The organism is Enterococcus sp. AZ020 (genome assembly GCF_050499205.1).
GTDB classification, from domain to species: domain Bacteria; phylum Bacillota; class Bacilli; order Lactobacillales; family Enterococcaceae; genus Enterococcus_L; species Enterococcus_L dunnyi.
This window is the reverse complement of the sequence record NZ_JBIPAT010000001.1, coordinates 3,410,526-3,426,449: the sequence shown is the minus strand read 5'-3', so window position 1 is coordinate 3,426,449 and position 15,924 is coordinate 3,410,526. Positions and strand designations below refer to the sequence as shown.

11 protein-coding genes are annotated in these 15,924 nt (G+C 37.7%); 7 read left to right on the top strand and 4 right to left on the bottom strand.

The genetic code is table 11. From position 1 onward, the window contains the following. The first annotated feature begins 312 nt into the window (after window positions 1–312). The 6 genes from IGI58_RS16360 (at window position 313) to IGI58_RS16335 (ending at window position 10,261) form a co-directional block, all read left to right on the top strand. Window positions 313–5,931 carry an Ig-like domain-containing protein gene (locus tag IGI58_RS16360; protein ID WP_429952569.1) on the top strand — a complete coding sequence of 1,873 codons (5,619 nt, stop codon included), beginning with the start codon at window positions 313–315 and terminating at the stop codon, window positions 5,929–5,931. A 228-nt stretch (window positions 5,932–6,159) separates the two neighbouring features. Next, window positions 6,160–7,095, top strand: a complete 936-nt coding sequence (gene metA / locus IGI58_RS16355; RefSeq protein ID WP_429952570.1) for a homoserine O-acetyltransferase MetA — start codon at window positions 6,160–6,162, stop codon at window positions 7,093–7,095. A gap of 204 nt (window positions 7,096–7,299) precedes the next feature. Further along, window positions 7,300–8,643: an FAD-dependent oxidoreductase gene (locus IGI58_RS16350; RefSeq protein WP_429952571.1), complete on the top strand. Its 1,344-nt coding sequence runs from the start codon at window positions 7,300–7,302 to the stop codon at window positions 8,641–8,643. Window positions 8,644–8,893: 250 nt separating this feature from the next. Further along, window positions 8,894–9,187: a hypothetical protein gene (locus tag IGI58_RS16345; RefSeq protein WP_429952572.1), complete on the top strand. Its 294-nt coding sequence runs from the start codon at window positions 8,894–8,896 to the stop codon at window positions 9,185–9,187. Window positions 9,188–9,497: 310 nt separating this feature from the next. Next, on the top strand, window positions 9,498–9,647 hold the full coding sequence (locus tag IGI58_RS16340) for a toxin-antitoxin system HicB family antitoxin (RefSeq protein WP_429952573.1): 150 nt from the start codon (window positions 9,498–9,500) through the stop codon (window positions 9,645–9,647). Between the two features lie 317 nt (window positions 9,648–9,964). Further along, on the top strand, window positions 9,965–10,261 hold the full coding sequence (locus IGI58_RS16335; RefSeq protein WP_429952574.1) for a hypothetical protein: 297 nt from the start codon (window positions 9,965–9,967) through the stop codon (window positions 10,259–10,261). A 545-nt stretch (window positions 10,262–10,806) separates the two neighbouring features. Here the strand turns inward: IGI58_RS16335 and cls are convergent. After that, window positions 10,807–12,267, bottom strand: a complete 1,461-nt coding sequence (gene cls / locus IGI58_RS16330; protein WP_429952575.1) for a cardiolipin synthase — start codon at window positions 12,265–12,267, stop codon at window positions 10,807–10,809. A gap of 205 nt (window positions 12,268–12,472) precedes the next feature. On the opposite strand from cls, the gene IGI58_RS16325 reads away from it, so the two are divergent. Beyond that, on the top strand, window positions 12,473–13,012 hold the full coding sequence (locus tag IGI58_RS16325; RefSeq protein WP_087640078.1) for a DUF2179 domain-containing protein: 540 nt from the start codon (window positions 12,473–12,475) through the stop codon (window positions 13,010–13,012). An 85-nt stretch (window positions 13,013–13,097) separates the two neighbouring features. Here the strand turns inward: IGI58_RS16325 and IGI58_RS16320 are convergent, their stop codons facing one another. The 3 genes from IGI58_RS16320 to pflA form a co-directional block, all read right to left on the bottom strand. Continuing rightward, window positions 13,098–14,015: a DUF1803 domain-containing protein gene (locus tag IGI58_RS16320; protein ID WP_429952577.1), complete on the bottom strand. Its 918-nt coding sequence runs from the start codon at window positions 14,013–14,015 to the stop codon at window positions 13,098–13,100. A 91-nt stretch (window positions 14,016–14,106) separates the two neighbouring features. Then, complete coding sequence (locus tag IGI58_RS16315) at window positions 14,107–15,033, bottom strand: manganese-dependent inorganic pyrophosphatase (RefSeq protein ID WP_225533957.1); 927 nt, start codon at window positions 15,031–15,033, stop codon at window positions 14,107–14,109. Between the two features lie 96 nt (window positions 15,034–15,129). Next, window positions 15,130–15,894, bottom strand: coding sequence for a pyruvate formate-lyase-activating protein (gene pflA, locus IGI58_RS16310; RefSeq protein ID WP_225533956.1), 765 nt, complete (start codon window positions 15,892–15,894; stop codon window positions 15,130–15,132). Between the last annotated feature and the right edge of the window lie 30 nt (window positions 15,895–15,924).

Below are 15,924 nucleotides of genomic sequence, written 5' to 3'. Positions count from 1 at the left end.
TTCTTTTTTTTATTATTTTTATTAAATATAAATTAGTTTAAATATAGCTTATTAACTTTGATTTAAAGGCGTTTTTAATATTATTCCATTCTTGTTTTCTACTTGATTTCTTATCTTTATTAAAAAAAACGTTGGTTTTCAGTACATATTATTTCCAAAAATATTATAAAGGTTATAAAATCCTTTGGTAGAAGCTTAAATAAATTTTTATGTGCTCACAATTTATGAAGGGAGAGTGTCTTACGGGTTTTGGAAAGCTTCTAATTGTTTGTTTTGTGTTATTAAGTCTTATAAGTAAAGAGGAGGACAATCATGAAAAATGATCAGCAAAAAAAGAAAAGCACTACAAAGTCAAAAAAGCAAAATAAATATCGTGCATTATCTTTAGTAATGACAAGTAGTTTAATCATTGCACCTTTAACTGTTCCACTATCATTTTATCTACCAGGAGGAATTACTGCTTCAGCAGCGGTTTTAGATGCCGAGATCTTATCTAATATTTCTAGTTCAAACAATAGTGGAACAAGTACGGCGAATCGTTGGGCTGCCGATGGTACTTCCAAAAATGTTGATTTTTCGATTTCTGGTAGCGAGCTAGTTGGTGCTTCAGTTGTTGCAGACGGAACGAAACAAGCAGTTTTAGCTATACCAAATGAATTACAAGGGCGTGTATCTCCTAATGGAGCAGCTCAAATCGATACTAATATAACATTAACAGTGGGAGACTTAACGTTTTTAACCGGTACATTGAATGCAGTTAATCAGCTCTCTAATTTATTGACTGATATTGTTGATGGTTCGTTAGGTAGTTTAACAGGAGTTACCTTAAATTTAACGACTGTGAATCAAAAAATTGATGCTTTGAACAATTTAGAAAATTTTGGTAGTGCATCATTTACTAGTAATGCTGTATTATCACCAGATGGATCATATATCAATGCGAACATTGATGATGGACTAGGATTAGTTCTAGCACAAAATGTTTCAACATTACTACAAGATTTGAAAGCAGCTGTAGCAGCATTAAATGCTACAGGAAGTGGCATTGCCAGCAATATCGTTGCAGCAGCTATTAATACTGCATTATTGCCAGTGAAAGGCACTGTTAATACAGCTATTGATCTTGCTTTACCGCTTGTTGGATTAGGTGGAGAAGGTGTCAATCAATTAGCTGATGCATCAGTTTTAGGCGGGACAGATATCAATATCCCAACAACGGTAATTAGCCCACAAGGCTTAACACAAAATCTAGATGCTAGATTTGTCGGAACAGTTGTCAAAGCAGATCTTATCGATGTCGCTTTGATTAAAACAGCAAATGGCGTATCTGATATTTACTACGCTGGAACAGCAGCAGCTGTTGCCCCTCCAGTTATTACAAATACAACTGGAACATCTACAACTGGGTATACAGTGACAGGGACTGCAACAGCAGGAAATTCAATCGCCATCAGAAATGCAGGAGGAACAACGATTGGGACAGGACTTGTTGATGGAAGTGGTAATTTCACTGTTACAATTCCACAAGGAGCTGCAACTGCGAATGAATCGTTGAATGCGATCGCTATTGATGGAACGGATGAAAGTACACCAACAGCCTTTACAACACCAGCAGATGCAGTAGTAGTTGCTCCGCCAGTAGTTACAAGTACAACTGGCACTTCTTTGACTGGTTATACAGTCAAAGGGACAGCAACAGCTGGGAATACAGTGGATATTCGTAACGGAAGTGGCAACACTATCGCTTCAGGAGTCGCAGATGCAAATGGTGATTTCACGATTACACTTCCTTCAGGGCAAGCAACTGCAGATGAATCATTGACTGCTGTAGCGAAAGATGGAACGAATGAAAGTACACCAACTCCGTTCAAAACTCCGCTAGACGTCGCTTTAGTCGTTCCGCCAGTAGTTACAAGTACAACTGGAACATCTGCAACAGGTTATACCGTTAAAGGTACTGCAACTGCAGGAAATACAGTTGATATTCGTAATATTGGTGGCACAACGATCGGTACAGCAACAGCAGACAGTAACGGTGACTTCACGATCACGATCCCTCAAGGTGAAGCTTCCGCAAACGAAGCACTAACAGCTGTAGCAAAGGATGGCGCAAATGAAAGCTTACCAACGCCGTTTACAACACCGGCAGATGCAGTAGTAGTTGCACCGCCAGTGGTTACAAGTACTACAGGGACATCTGCAACAGGTTACACCGTTAAAGGTACAGCAACTGCAGGAAATACAGTTGATATTCGGAATCTTGGCGGTACAACGATCGGTACAGCAACTGTAGATGCTAACGGCGACTTCACCATTACTATCGCACAAGGCGATGCAACAGCTCTTGAACCATTGACTGCTATAGCGAAAGATGGAACGAATGAAAGCTTACCAACAGCCTTTACGACACCAGCAGATACAGTAGTAGTTGCCCCACCAGTGGTTACAAGTACAACAGGTAATTCAACGCTTGGCTATACAGTTAAGGGAACAGCTACTGCAGGTGATACAGTTGATATCCGGAATCTTGGCGGCACAACGATCGGTACAGCAACTGCAGATGGGAATGGTGATTTTACTGTTACGATCCCTCAAGGACAAGCAATGGCTCTTGAGCCGCTGACTGCAGTAGCCAAAAATGGTGCAAACGAAAGTTTACCAGTATCGTTTATCACACCAGCAGATCCAATTGTGGTTGTTGCCCCTCCAGTTGTGACGGATACAACAGGTACTGCTGCAACTGGCTATACGGTCAAAGGAACTGCCGAAGCAGGTGCAACCATTGAAATCCACAATATTGGTGGAACAACAATCGGTTCAGGTATTGCTGATGGAAATGGTGATTTCACCGTTACGATCCCTCAAGGACAAGCCACTGCAAATGAAGCTTTAACTGCAGTAGCTATAGTGGGAACTGACGAAAGTTTACCGACAGCATTTGTGACACCAGCAGATCCAGTCGAAGTTACAGCACCAACTGTTGATAGTGTCACAGGGACTTCAACAACGGGTTATACGGTCAAGGGAACTGCATCACCTGGTGATTTTATCGAAATCAAGAATACAGGCGGAACCGTCATCGGTACCACTCTCGTAGACGGCAGTGGCAATTACACAGTTGTGATTCCGACAGGACAAGCAACGCCAAATCAACAATTAACAGCTGTAGCAAAAGATTTAGATGGCAACCAAAGCCCAGCAACACCATTTACTACCCCAGCAGATCCAGTCGTTGTCACAGCGCCAACAGTAGATAATGTAACAGGAACCTCTACAACTGGATATACAGTGACAGGTAAAGCAACAGTCGGAAATACTGTTGAAATCAGAAATACTGGTGGTACAGTCATTGGGTCAACGATTGCTGATTTAAATGGCGATTACACAATTGATCTTCCAATTGGTTCTGCCGCTCCAAGTCAACAATTGGCAGCTGTAGCAAAAGATTTATTAGGAAATCAAAGTACAGCAACACCATTTACTACCCCAGCAGATCCAGTAGCTGTCACAGCACCAACAGTAGATAGTGTAACAGGTACATCATCAACAGGCTATACAGTGACAGGTACGGCAACACCAGGAAACACTATTGAAGTGAAAAACACAGGTGGTACAGTCATTGGTTCTGCAATAGCAGATGGAAATGGTGACTATACAGTGACGATTCCAGCTGGATCAGCGCTGCCAAGTGAACAATTAACGGCAACTGCAAAAGATGCAGATGGTAATACAAGTCCAGCTACACCATTCACTACTCCGGCAGATCCAGTTGTTATTACAGCGCCAACAGTAGATAGCGTAACAGGAACTTCTTCTACTGGTTATACTGTAACTGGTACAGCACCAGCAGATAGTACAGTAGAAGTGAGAAATACAGGCGGCACAGTCATCGGTTCTGCAACGGCAGATGCAAATGGTGATTACACTATTACAATCCCAACAGGGGCTGCATCAGCAAGTGAACAATTAACAGCAACTGCGAAAGATGCAGATGGTAATACAAGTCCAGCAACACCGTTCACTACTCCAGCAGATCCAGTTGAAGTTACAGCACCAACTGTTGACAGTGTCACAGGAACTTCATCTACCGGCTATACAGTGACAGGTACGGCAACACCAGGCAACACTGTAGAAGTGAAGAATACGGGAGGCATGGTGATCGGTTCTGGTTTAGCAGACGGGAGTGGCAATTACACAGTCACTCTTCCAACAGGCTCTGCAGTGCCAAATGAACAATTAACTGTAGTAGCAAAAGATGGCAGTGGTAATCAAAGTCCAGCAACACCGTTCACTACTCCAGCAGATCCAGTTGAAGTTGCAGCGCCAACTGTTGATAGTGTCACAGGAGATTCATCTACTGGCTATACAGTGACAGGTACGGCACCAGCTGGTAGCACTGTAGAAATTACAAACGCAGGTGGTACAGTGATCGGTTCAGCTACAGCTGATGAGAATGGTAACTACACAGTAACGATTCCAGCTGGTTCTGCTACACCAAACGAACAACTGACTGCAACAGCAAAAGATGAGGACGGCAATTCAAGTCCAGGTACTACATTTACGACCCCAGCAGATCCTGTAGTCGTTGCAGCACCAACCGTAGATAGTGTCACAGGAACTTCATCTACCGGCTATACAGTGACAGGTACAGCACCAGCTGGCAGCACTGTAGAAATCAAAAATAGCGGTGGTACAGTGATCGGTTCAGCTACAGCTGATGAAAACGGCGATTACACGGTAACAATTCCAGCTGGTTCTGCTACACCAAATGAACAATTGACTGCAACTGCGAAAGATGCAGATGGTAACACAAGCCCAGGTACTACATTTACGACGCCAGCAGATCCTGTAAATGTCCTTGCACCAAGCGTTGATACAGTAACAGGAAGCTCAACTTCGGGCTATACAGTGACTGGTAAGGCAACAGCAGGAAATACAGTTGAAATTCGCAATACGAATGGAACTGTGTTGGGAACAGATGTAGCAGATTCCAACGGAGACTACACAATTGTACTTCCAGTAGGTGCTGCATCTGCTAGAGAACAATTGAGTGCTGTAGCGAAAGATGGAGCTGGTAATACAAGTTCGGCTACACCATTTACAACGCCAGCAGATCCTAAAATAAATATCGCTCCGCCGATTATTTTAGACGTTGAAGGAACTTCACTTACTGGATATACTGTTTTAGGTAAAACGACATTTGGTAATAAAGTTGAAATCTACAATGCAGACGGTGACCTATTAGGACAAGCAGTAGCTGATGGAGAACTTCCAACAGATACAAATAGAGCAGCTGCAGAGGGAAGCTTCACGATCACTATTCCAATGGGAATGGCTTCTCCAAATGAACAGTTGACTTCAATTGCAAAAGATAACGCAAATAACGAAAGTGTTCCTACATTATTTGAATTACCTGCAGATCCTGGTGCAACTGTTTCTGCACCAATTGTAAATAATGTTACCGGAACATCAACAACTGGTTATACAGTAACTGGAACGGCTGACCCTGGCAACACTGTCAATTTATATAGTGATGAAGGTATGTTGGTAGGTGCCGGCCAAGTTGATGAAAACGGAAATTACACAATCGCTATCCCTAAAGGTATGGTATCACCTAGAGAAACAGATACGGCCGTTGCTTTTGATGAAGATGGTAATCAAAGTTTACCAACTGAATTCTTAATCCCAGCCGATCCTGGATCAGGAAATGGTAACGGGAATGGTAATAACAACAATGGCAACGGAAATGGTACCGGCAATAACGGGTTGAACAATAATGGTTCTGGATTGAAGACTCTAAGCTCTAGCTCTAGAAAAGACCTCCCTAACAATGGTGAGATCGTAAACAACTGGGGCTTAGTAGGCGCATTATTATTAGGCGCACTAGGAATCTTTGGTCTTAACCGTAGAAACAAAAAAGAAGAAGAATAAATAAAGGATCATTTTATACTTCCATAAGTTACATGAGATGAAGATATAATCTTCATCTCATGTTTTTTCTATTTGGTATGTAAAAACTGTATGGGATTCATATAGGTGACTAAAGAGTATCAGCTATTATATTTATTTAAAAGACGGCGTTTAGCAATAAGTAGCTTCCTTTATAGCTGTTTATAGCGTAGAATAGATTTACATAATAAGAAAGGGAGGAATATGTGTATGCCGATTCGAGTGCCAAAAGAACTGCCAGCAATTAAAGTTTTAGAGAAAGAGAATATTTTTGTAATGGACGAAGATCGCGCCATGCATCAGGATATTCGTCCATTACAACTTCTTATTTTAAATTTAATGCCGAAAAAAGATGAAACTGAAGTTCAATTATTACGTTTGTTGAGCAATACACCTTTACAGATCAATGTTGATTTTTTGCACATGAGTAGTCATATAGCGAAAAATACTTCTAAAGATCATTTAAAACGATTTTATCATCGATTTGATGAAGTTAAAGAAAATTATTACGATGGATTGATCATTACCGGAGCTCCTGTGGAACAGTTATCTTTTGAAGAGGTTGATTACTGGTCGGAGTTGTCGGATATTTTTAAATGGAGTAAAACTCATGTCTTTTCAACGTTTCATATCTGTTGGGGAGCGCAAGCAGGTCTGTATTATCATCATAATATCAACAAACATCAATTAAATAGAAAATTATCTGGAATCTATCTACACGATGTGCTCGATTCAACTTGGAGTATTATGAAAGGCTTCGATGATATTTTTTTTGCTCCTCATTCTCGTTATACAACTATTCAAAAAAAGGACATAGAAGCGACGGTTGAGCTGGAAATTTTGGCTGAATCACAAGAAGCTGGTATTTTTTTAGTAGGAAATAAAAACAACCGAGCTTTCTATGCAATGGGGCATTTGGAATATGATAGAGAAACTCTAGAACAAGAATTTAAAAGAGACTTAGAGAAGGGGATCGGCCCAAATATTCCTGAGCATTATTTTCCTAACGATGATCAAGGAAAAACGCCTCAATTGCGTTGGCACATGGCTGCGTCGTTGCTTTTTTCTAATTGGCTAAACTATGCAGTATATCAAAATACACCTTATGATTTATCAACTTTATCCAAAGAACAAGCGCAAGAGTAAGAGATTGAATAGCAACTGATTCAGGGGAGATCTCTGCATCGGTTGCTATTTTTAGTTACAATAAAATTATTATGTTCATTTAGTTAGCTACATATTCTCATTTAATTACACTTAATTGAGAATATATATATAAATGACTTGTTTTATAAGCTATTTATATGATACTATTTATTATATAATAAATAGTATTGGAGGAATAGAAGTATGAAAGTTATCGTTTTAGGTTCATCCCATGGAGGTTATGAAGCAGTAGAGGAGTTGTTGATTTCTCATCCGGATGCAGAAATTCAATGGTACGAAAAAGGGGATTTCATTTCTTTTCTCTCTTGCGGAATGCAGCTTTATCTAGAAGGTAAAGTTAAAGATGTAAATTCAGTTCGTTATATGACAGCAGAAGGTATGGAAAGTAGAGGAGTCAACGTATTTTCAAATACAAAAATCACTGCGATCAAACCTGAAGATCACTATGTTACTGTGAAAGATTTAGTAACTGGAGCTGAGCGTACTGAGCAATATGACAAGCTTATTATCAGTCCTGGAGCTGTTCCATTTGAATTAAATCTTCCTGGAAAGGACTTAGATAATATTTATTTGATGCGCGGCAGAAAATGGGCAATCAAATTAAAACAAAAAACCGTAGATCCAGAAGTAAATAATGTGGTAGTGATCGGTAGTGGCTATATCGGAATCGAAGCAGCAGAATCATTTGCAAAAGCTGGCAAAAATGTTACTGTCATCGATATTTTGGATCGACCACTAGGCGTTTATCTCGATAAAGAATTTACAGATGTATTGACTGAAGAGATGGAAGCAAATAATATAAAAGTAGTAACAAACGAAACAGTTCAAAGCTATAAAGGCGATGGGCATGTTCAAAAAGTTGTCACAGATAAGGGGGATTATGACGCTGATCTAGTTGTTGTAGCTGTTGGTGTTCGTCCAAATACAGAATGGCTGAAGGATACCCTTGAACTTCATCCTAATGGATTGATCAAGACGGACGAATACATGCAGACAAGTGCTCCGGATGTATTTGCTGTCGGTGACGCAACCTTGATCAAATACAATCCTGGACAAACAGAGGTAAATATTGCATTAGCTACGAATGCTAGAAAACAAGGTCGCTTTGCAGTGAAAAACTTAGAGGCTCCTGTAAAACCATTCCCAGGAATTCAAGGTTCATCAGGACTAGCCGTATTTGACTATAAATTTGCTTCAACTGGTATCAATGAAGAGATGGCCAAAAAACTAAATAAACAAACGAAATCAGCATTAGTGGTTGAAGATTATTTAATGGACTTTAATCCGGATAAACAAAAAGCGTGGTTCAAATTAGTTTATGATCCAGAAACAACACAAGTTTTAGGTGCGCAATTGATGTCTAAAGCCGATTTAACAGCAAATATCAATGCCATTTCCTTAGCAATCAAAGCGAAAATGACGATCGAAGATTTAGCTTATGCAGATTTCTTCTTCCAACCTTCATTTGATAAACCTTGGAATATTATCAACACAGCAGCCTTAGAAGCAATGAAAAACGAAAGATAACATCAATAGCAATACAAAAAAACTGGAGCTTAACTTTACTTTCAAAAAGTTTTGTTTCAGTTTTTTTACTATACATTTATTACCTGAACTTAGTTGTTTTAAAAGAATAATTTCATTATAATTAAAAGATTCGAATAAAAAGTCTTTTTGAACTTTCCGGAATACTCCCCTTATTTTGAAAAGACTTTTTCTGAAAAGTCAGACAATATGGAAGAGGATTCATATTTCACGAAGTTAAGGAGTGAAAAAATTGATTACTAAAACTGCCTTGAGTCATAAAGGGGATTATTGGATCAACATTGCAACTGATGACAAAGAAACACTAACAAAATTTTATCAAGAATATAAAATCGATGAAGAAATCGTCGCTTATTCATTAGATAAAAATGAACGAGCGCATTTAGATTACGATAAGAACACGAATACGTTTGTACTTATTTTTAATGTACCTAAGCTTGAAAAATCGATGATCATTATGAAACAGTTCCGAAAAGTGCCTGATTTCTACAAAGATCACACATGTTATAGACGGAAAAAGTTTTAGTAAAAGAGCGTTGGGCTGACAACAAGATCGTAATTTACACTTCAGCATTGGAACTTTTAACTATTTTGAAGCCACAGGTTATTACGAATATTAATCAATAAGAACTAGCTAGCATCGATTGAAGATCAAGTTCAAGAGTAGTTTCATGTTTTAATTAATGATGTTATTGAAAGGTAGTGATAATTGTTTAATCAAAACTACTTTGTATAATGTATAAATGTTAAACTGCTTTTTGAACTTCTAAAGGGCTTTTTTTGTTGACAAGTATATATATATAATATATGCTTTGCATATACCATATGTGAAGGGGTTGAATAAAACGGATAAGGTGAAATTTTTAGTTTCTACTCCGGCAGATATTCATGCATGGCTTAAGGTGACGGCAGCAGCAAAAGGCATTTCAGTTAATGCGCTAGTCAATGTCATTTTGTCTGAGAAGAAACAACAAGAAGAGAACTAGCAAAGCGTAGCGGTTCATTTACAGTAGGCGACTTGTGCTAAGCTTTTTGCGCCTCAGCGTGCTAATTTTGGTTAATGACTTATAAGGCTGAGGGCACCAAAAAACAAGCACAACAAAGGGGTTCCTGCTGTCAATGATTGCGGATTTCGGTTTTAATGCAGTGCTACATTTAGAATTTTTTAGTTAAGGCATTTTTGTTCTGGACAGCGCGGACGCACGGAGCTGCTGCACCGCGCGCCTGCACTGTCTGACAAAATGCTTTCTAAAAAGCTAATAAGCATGCTTAAAATAAATACAATAATGCAGGAGGTTTTTTTATGCTTAGTGTGGTTAAGAATGAGTTTTTACTTGATGTACTTGAAATGATTCAGGATGATATTATAGATCCTTGCAGGGTCATAGAATTCAAGTTAGAGTTTTACAGGAACAATCAAGAGTATATGTCAGAAGATTCAGCAGAGGGAATTTTAGAGGCATCAGAAGAGTTCTTGGATCTGTACAAGAAGAATTTGAACGATCTCATTATAAAATTTTTTGAAATCGAAAAACGAGCGTTGGAATCTCAAAGCCTGGTAAGCAAAAAAGAGAATCACAACACTCGAACAACTTACTAATATTGTAGCATTTTTCTGTTCTTTTTTCCAACAAAGGAAGAGAAGTGGATACATATGAAAATCAATACTTTATTGCTTGTTTTAACGTTATTTGATATACTATTTTATAAGGAGTTTTTCGTCTGATCCCCAACGTGAATATTTGTTATTTAATGTATTGAATGGGGGCTAGTAACACCCCCCTACACTGTACAAAGAGTATACTTACTAACCCCTTGCGGCTCTAAGCTTCAAGGGGTTTTTTGTGCCAATAAAAAAAGTTTAAAAAATTTTTTTATATTCAGTTATTCCAGATAATAAAGACGAAAGTATGACGTTGTCTAAACTTATTCTAAACTGGAGTAAAGTTACTTTGTATAATGTATATTATGTTAACTGGAATGAAATAAGAAATTATCACTCAAGCACCTTTTACATATTCGCCTAAGACCCTATCAATCCAGACAAAAAAACTGAAAGAGTGCGAAACAAAACTGATTTTTAGTTTTGTTTCGCACTCTAAATCTTAATAAACGGTGGAAACAGAAGCAACTTCTTCAGTTTAACTATAGAATTGGTGATAATAATCTTGAGAAATTTTGCTTAAATCGTAACCAATGGGACTGTTCTCTGATCATCTCATCAGTCAGTAAAAGACTTTGCTCTATGTCTTCTTTGAATATTTGAGTGAGCTTCCAAGAAAACTTAGTGTCGTAGATAAACGTGCTTACTTCAAAATTCAATGCATAGCTTCTGATATCTTGATTTGTGGTGCCGACCATACAGATTTCATTGTCGATGATCATTGTTTTTGCATGTAAAAAACCGTTTTGATACAGATAAATTTTTATGCCGCGTTTATGAAGATAGTTTGCATAGTACTGAGTTGCGCGATAAATAAACGGATGATCTGGCATACATGGAATCATGATACGTACATCGATTCCAGATCGAACAGCAATCAGCAGCGCATTGATCATGCTGTCATCTGGTATTAAATACGGTGTTTGGATCCAAACCGATTTTTCGGCCGCTAAAATCATTTTTATAAAACCGCTTTTTAGAATTTCTTCTTCTGAATCAGGTCCATCAGAAACGATTTGCAATGATAAATCTTCTAATTGATCAGCAGCAGAAAGTTGGAAATACTTATCTAAATAGTCCATTTTCTTTGTTTTATCTGCAACAGACGCATTCCAATCCATGATAAAAATCTCCTGAAGAGAAAAGACTGAAGAACCGACAATTCGAATATGTGTATCTCGCCAGTAACCAAATTTTTTACTTTCACCCAAGTACTGATCACCGACATTAAAGCCGCCAGTCCAGCCTATCTTTCCATCGATCACAACGATCTTACGGTGCAAATGATAGTTTAGCCGGGTTTTACTGATCATATTTTTTGAGGTTATAAAAGGTGCGACATTTCCACCGGCAGCAACAAATGAAGCAAAGAATTTTTTATCAGCACCAGGTGAGCCCCATGGATCATAGATTAAATAGACCTCTATCCCCTCTTTTACTTTTTCCTCCAATAGATCAAGAAATGTATTACCAATCTTATCGTTGAAAAAAGAATAATATTCGACATGAACCGTTTCTTTTGCTTTACGGATATCATCAAATAAGGCCTCGAATTTTTCCTTACCGTCCGTATAAAGCTGTATACTGTTGCGCTTGCTTAAAGGCGATGAATCCATATTTCTGAAATAGCGATTCAGTACACGTGCATCTGTCAATAAATTGATATTTAATCCGCTATCAGCTTTTAAATTATCTTTATCAACAATTTTTTTGATTTCTGCTATTTTTTCGTTATCATAGTCAGTTAATTGAAATACTTTTTGCCCATCGATCCCTCTACCGCAAAAAAGATAGATAATAAAGCCGATTCCTGGTAAAAAAATCAAGGTCATGATCCAGGCCAAAACACTGGAAATACTTCGCGGCTTTCTAAACACGGTAATAAGTGCTGCTGTTGTATTTAATAACAATAAACCCACAAGTATGAGGATAAAAATTCTCATCTAATTTCATTTCTCCCTTATACACATAATACATTGATTATAGCAAAAAGTATCTCCTGCTCCAACATATAACACTCTGATTTTTCATAATCAATTTTGAATAAAATAGAGCATAAGTTTTTTTCTTTAATTTTGTTCAACCTATTTAATTTCAGTGAATAGTGTACTATAATATGCAGATATCTTTAATTGAAAAGAGGAATTAATCGGAATGGATGTCAAGATGCTTGCAACTATCTTTTTTGTGAATTTTTCGTATATTACTTTGAACACTATCCGCTTTATGCTGACAATGAAAGGTTATCGTTTGATTGCACCATTAGTCAGCATGGCCGAGATCACGATTTACGTTTTAGGCTTAAGTATGGTATTGAATCGTTTAGATGAGCCAATCAATTTAATCGTGTACGCTTTAGGGTATGCAGTCGGAATCAGCGTTGGAATCAAAATCGAAGATTACTTAGCTTTAGGCTATATCATGGTTACAGCGATCTTGCCTTCTTCTACAGAACAACTGAATTTACCGGAGATATTAAGAGAAAACGGATATGGTGTGACCCAAAGCTTTGGTGCCGGTCGTGAAGGTGAACGAATGATTCTTGAAATTCTTTCTCCTCGCAAAAATGAACGTAGTTTGTATAAACTGATCAATGAAAAAGAACCTAGAGCATTTATCATTTCTTATGAACCTAAGTTTATTTCAGGTGGTTTCTGGACTAAAAAAGTACGTAAACGAAATAGTTAAGTAAAAGAGCAGGATCTATTCTACTTTAGATGCTGCTCTTTTACCTAATCGATTTTAAAGTTTACATAATATTTTTATAGGTAACTTAATATTTTAGGTAGTGTAAAAATTCTATCTCAGGAAAATAATAATGAAACAAGTAAGAATATAATTGTTTCTTATAGAATATGCGTTCATTATCGTCTTTGATATTTTCCCAAAGTGGCGGTAAGATTTTTTTGAGTTCGTCTAGTTCGTCTGCTGTCGCTAAACTACCATTTTCTAAGATGGGCGAAGTCAAAGAAAAAGTGGTATCAGCTCTTTCTTGCAAGTCATTTGTGATTATAAGAGTCTCCTGGAAAATATTTCTCTTCATTTGTTTGGATTTTGACCTGAGACTAGAACGTATCACTTTTAGTGCTTGAGTGATGAAATAATCAATGTCAACATCTCCGATCAATTGCTCTATTGGCTTGAATGTGTCTGGTAAAGCCGTTCTTTTAGAGAGTAGAGAAAAATAGTCGGCTAGAGAAAGCGGAAACGTATCTTCCAGATGAAGAGAAACAAATTGTAGCTTCTCATTCCCCTCTTCTACTTTTTTCACGAAAGTAGCCGAAGAATCCGCCATTTGTACACCAAAAAAATAGTTCGTATCGTCATCAAAGAATACCGACCATAAAACTTCGCCAAAAAACTGGTCTTGGTTGCTGGATTTTTTCATTAAATCATCTAAGAATAATTGGGTAGAAGCTGGTATCTCTAGGCGATTTTGCTGAGAAAAAATCGGTATGGATAAATAGTAGCGTCGATTTACTCTTTGGATGATCCCCTGACTGATCATTTGTTCTAAATAGAGTTCTAAATTTTCTGTTGTTGGAATAGTAGCTTTTAACTGTCGTAAAATAAGTTCTTGTTGCTGATTGTGTATCAAATGCTGCATGATTTCTTCAAATAATGGTGTGGAAATCAACTTGTTGAGCTGTGCAGTGTTTTCTCTTTTATAATAGTAGATTACCTTTTCCAAAGCTCGACCACGCTTTCTTTTTATAATAAGAAAGAGCTTAGAAAATAACCCGAAGAGTTATATCCCAAGCTCTTTCATTGATATGTCCAGATTAACTAAATACTTCAGTTAATTGAGGAACTACTTGTTTTTTACGCGAAACGACACCATTTAAAAATGCACGATTGTTATCCAAGGTTACATTGAAAGCTGATTCTACTTTATCTAATGACTCTCCGATCACTAGTAATTCAGAGTCACTATTCAAAATATCTGTGATGATCAGAACGAATAAATCATATCCATTCGTCGCATTTTCATTTTTCATAGCTGCTTCCAGCTCTTCTTGGCGGTCTAAAACTTCATTCAGGTCAACGGTATTAACTTGAGCGATTCGGACGTTTTTAGAGCCCATTGGGAAGCTTTTAGCATCTAAATCCAGTAAGACCTCAGCTGATTTGTCACTTAGATTCGTTCCGGCTTTTAACATATCTAGTCCGTAGCCATTCAAGTTTATTTCTGCAATATCTGCTAGCTCGTGAGCGGCATCGATATCTTCTTGAGTACAGGTTGGTGACTTAAATAATAAAGTGTCAGAGATGATCGCTGATACCATCATTCCTGCGATTTGTTTTGGTACAACAATGTTATTTTCTTTAAATAGCTTTAAAACGATCGTACTTGTACAGCCGACAGGTTCTGCACGATAATACAATGGATCAGCTGTCTCGAAGTTTGCGATACGATGATGGTCAACAACAGCTAAAATCGTTACATCTGCAATATCTGAAACGCTTTGCTGAAATTCATTATGATCGACTAACATCACTTGATTCGTTTCTCCAGCTGCACTCTCGATTACCCGAGGTGCATCTACGTTAAAATAATCTAAAGCATATTGTGTTTCTTCACTTGGTGCACCTAAAGCTACAGCTTCAGTATCTTTTCCAAGTTCTTTTTGTAAATAGGCAAAACTGATCGCTGCACCGATTGCATCAGTATCAGGATTTTGGTGTCCAAAAACAAGAATTTTTGACATTATAAGGGTTCACTCCTTCTTTTTTCTTCATTATTAATAATAACAAAAAATAGAAAAGAAACAACAATATTTGCTGCACTTTTCTATTTTTAATACTTATCTCGTTGCATATCCTTGATAATCTGCAACATGTAATAGTTTTTTTGCGTTAGTCACACGCTCTTCTGTTGGTGGATCGATTCCTTTTAATGGATAGTCTAACCCTAATTCGTCCCATTTATATTTACCCATTACGTGATAAGGTAAAACTTCTACTTTATCGACATTTTTAAGGGTTTTGATAAATGAATCTAGGCGAATCAAATACTCATCATAGTCACTACGCTCTGGAACTAATACGTGTCTGATCCAAACTGGTTTTCCAATTTCAGAAAGATACTGAGCCATTTCTAAAATATTTTCATTTCCTAAAGAAGTCAATAATTTGTGTTGTTCATTATCGATATGTTTGATATCGAATAATAACAGATCAGTATAGTTCATTAGTTCTTGAAATTGGCTGAAAAATGGTTCTTCTCTTGTGAAAGGTTTCCCACAAGTGTCGATCGTTGTATGTATGCCTTTGTCTTTCGCTTTTTTAAATAAGTCTGTGAGAAATTCCAGCTGTAGTAATGGTTCACCACCACTGACAGTGATTCCTCCCTTTTCGCCCCAATATGAACGATACTTGATAGCTTCTTCTAATACTTCATCCGTTGTAACTTCGCGGCCGCCTGAACCTATTTTCCATGTATCAGGATTATGGCAAAATTGACAACGCATGCGGCACCCTTGCGTAAACACGATGAAGCGGACACCAGGTCCATCAACCGTTCCAAAATTTTCTGTAGAGTGGATTCTACCAATTACAGGTGTCGTCATTTCGATTCCTCATTTCTTTTTTAGAAAAAA

Coding starts and splice junctions, on each gene's coding strand:
- IGI58_RS16360 (WP_429952569.1), top strand. CDS start 313: ATGAAAAATGATCAGCAAAAAAAGAAAAGCACTACAAAGTCAAAAAAG.
- cls (WP_429952575.1), bottom strand. CDS start 12,267: ATGAGAATTTTTATCCTCATACTTGTGGGTTTATTGTTATTAAATACA.
- IGI58_RS16335 (WP_429952574.1), top strand. CDS start 9,965: ATGCTTAGTGTGGTTAAGAATGAGTTTTTACTTGATGTACTTGAAATG.
- pflA (WP_225533956.1), bottom strand. CDS start 15,894: ATGACGACACCTGTAATTGGTAGAATCCACTCTACAGAAAATTTTGGA.
- metA (WP_429952570.1), top strand. CDS start 6,160: ATGCCGATTCGAGTGCCAAAAGAACTGCCAGCAATTAAAGTTTTAGAG.
- IGI58_RS16350 (WP_429952571.1), top strand. CDS start 7,300: ATGAAAGTTATCGTTTTAGGTTCATCCCATGGAGGTTATGAAGCAGTA.
- IGI58_RS16315 (WP_225533957.1), bottom strand. CDS start 15,033: ATGTCAAAAATTCTTGTTTTTGGACACCAAAATCCTGATACTGATGCA.